Consider the following 1988-nt stretch of genomic DNA (forward strand, 5'->3'; position numbering starts at 1 on the left):
TCGAGCGCGGCAGCGGGCCGTATCTCTATCTGCCCAAGATGGAGTCGCACAAAGAGGCGGCACTGTGGAACGACGTTTTCACGTACGCCCAGGACGCCATCGGCATCCCGCAGGGCACGATACGCGCGACCGTGCTCATCGAGACCATCCCGGCGGCCTTCGAGATGGACGAGATCCTGCACGCGTTGCGGCCGCACATCTCCGGGCTGAACGCCGGCCGCTGGGACTACCTGTTCAGCATCATCAAGTACTTCCGGGACAACCCTTCGATGGTGCTGCCCGACCGCGCCTCGGTGACGATGACGGCGCCGTTCATGAGGGCGTACACGGAGCTGCTCGTCTCCACCTGCCACCGCCGCGGCGCGTTCGCGATGGGCGGGATGGCCGCGTTCATCCCGTCACGGCGTGACCCGGCGGTCAACGAGGTCGCGCTGGGCAAGGTGCGCGAGGACAAGGAGCGCGAGGCGGGCGACGGCTTCGACGGCTCCTGGGTGGCGCACCCCGACCTCGTGCCGGTGTGCCAGGAGATCTTCGACCGGGTGCTGGGCGACAAGCCCAACCAGCTCGACCGCGTCCGCGACGACGTCTCGGTGACCGCGGCGCAGCTGCTGGACGTCGGGTCCCTCAAGGAGACGGTGACCGAGGCCGGGCTGCGCAACAACGTGTCGGTGGGCTTGCAGTATCTGGAGGCCTGGCTGCGCGGCAACGGCGCGGTGGCGATCAACAACCTGATGGAGGACGCCGCCACCGCGGAGATCTCCCGCTCGCAGATCTGGCAGTGGATCCACAACGGCGTCACGCTGCCCGACGGCACCCCGATCACCGCCGAGCTGGTGCAGCGGATCGAGGACGAGGAGCTGGCGAAGATCGAGCCGCAGCCGGGCAACCGCTTCGACGACGCCCGCAAGCTCTTCGAGCGCGTCGCCCTGGCCGACGACTTCGCCGACTTCCTGACCACCGCCGCCTACGACAGCATCGATTGAGCGTGCGGCTGACCGAGGGCGACTACCGGGAGATCGACGACCGGCTCGCCGCGCACGACGCCCATCTCCGGCAGCGGTATCCGGGGGAGCGCGCCGGGCGGCAGCCGGTGCACACCGTCTACGTGCCGGCCGACCGCGTCACGCCCGATCTGATCGACGTGTGGCGGGCCGACGCGCTGGCCGCCATGCACGCCCACGAGTGGCGGTTCGGCTACGCCGATCAGGTCGAGGCCAAGCTGCGCGCCGAGCCGATCGAGGACCTGCGTGTCGACCTCGAGGACGGCTACGGGGTGCGGGACGACGCGACCGAGGATGCGGCGGTCAAGGCGGCCGCCGCGGCGCTCAACGAGGGCGTCCGGCCGCCGTTCGCGGGCATCCGGATCAAGTCGCTCGAGCCGGCCACCCGGCACCGCGCGCTGCGTACCCTCGATCTGTTCCTGACCGCCTACGGCGACCCGTTCACCATCACGCTGCCGAAGGTGAGCGGCCCCGACCAGGTGACGGCGATGGTTTCGCTGTGCGAGAGGCTGGAGCGGGCGTACGGTCTGCCGGCCGGCCGGCTCACCTTCGAGATCCAGATCGAGCTGCCGGCGGCGGTGCTCGGCGCCGACGGGACGGCGACGGTGGCCAAGCTGATCACCGCCGCGGACGGCCGATGCACCGGGCTGCACTACGGCACGTACGACTACAGCGCGGCGGCCGGGGTGGCGGCGGCGTACCAGTCGATGGACCACCCGGTGGCCGACCACGCGAAGGCGGTCATGCAGGCCGCCGCCGCGCAGACCGGCGTGCGGCTCTCCGACGGATCCACCAACGTGCTCCCGGTCGGCACGGCCGGCGAGGTGCAGGCCGCCTGGGCGCTGCACCACCGGCTCGTGCGGCGCTCCCTGGAACGCGGCTTCTACCAGGGCTGGGATCTGCACGCGGCGCAGTTGCCGACGCGGTATGCGGCGACCTACGGCTTCTTCGCCGACGGCCGCGACGCCGCGGTCACCCGGCTGCGCC

The 1988-nt window shown here is 71.1% G+C and carries 1 protein-coding gene and 1 pseudogene; both read left to right on the forward strand.

Annotated features, from left to right (window positions below):
• A pseudogene (locus tag AB0M20_RS40505) lies at window positions 1-983 on the forward strand (malate synthase A); the annotation flags it as partial.
• A 2-nt stretch (window positions 984-985) separates the two neighbouring features.
• Window positions 986-1988: aldolase/citrate lyase family protein (locus AB0M20_RS40510; protein ID WP_364306497.1), on the forward strand; the 1003-nt coding region annotated here is incomplete at its 3' end.

The organism is Actinoplanes sp. NPDC051633 (genome assembly GCF_040681735.1).
Classification (GTDB): domain Bacteria; phylum Actinomycetota; class Actinomycetes; order Mycobacteriales; family Micromonosporaceae; genus Actinoplanes.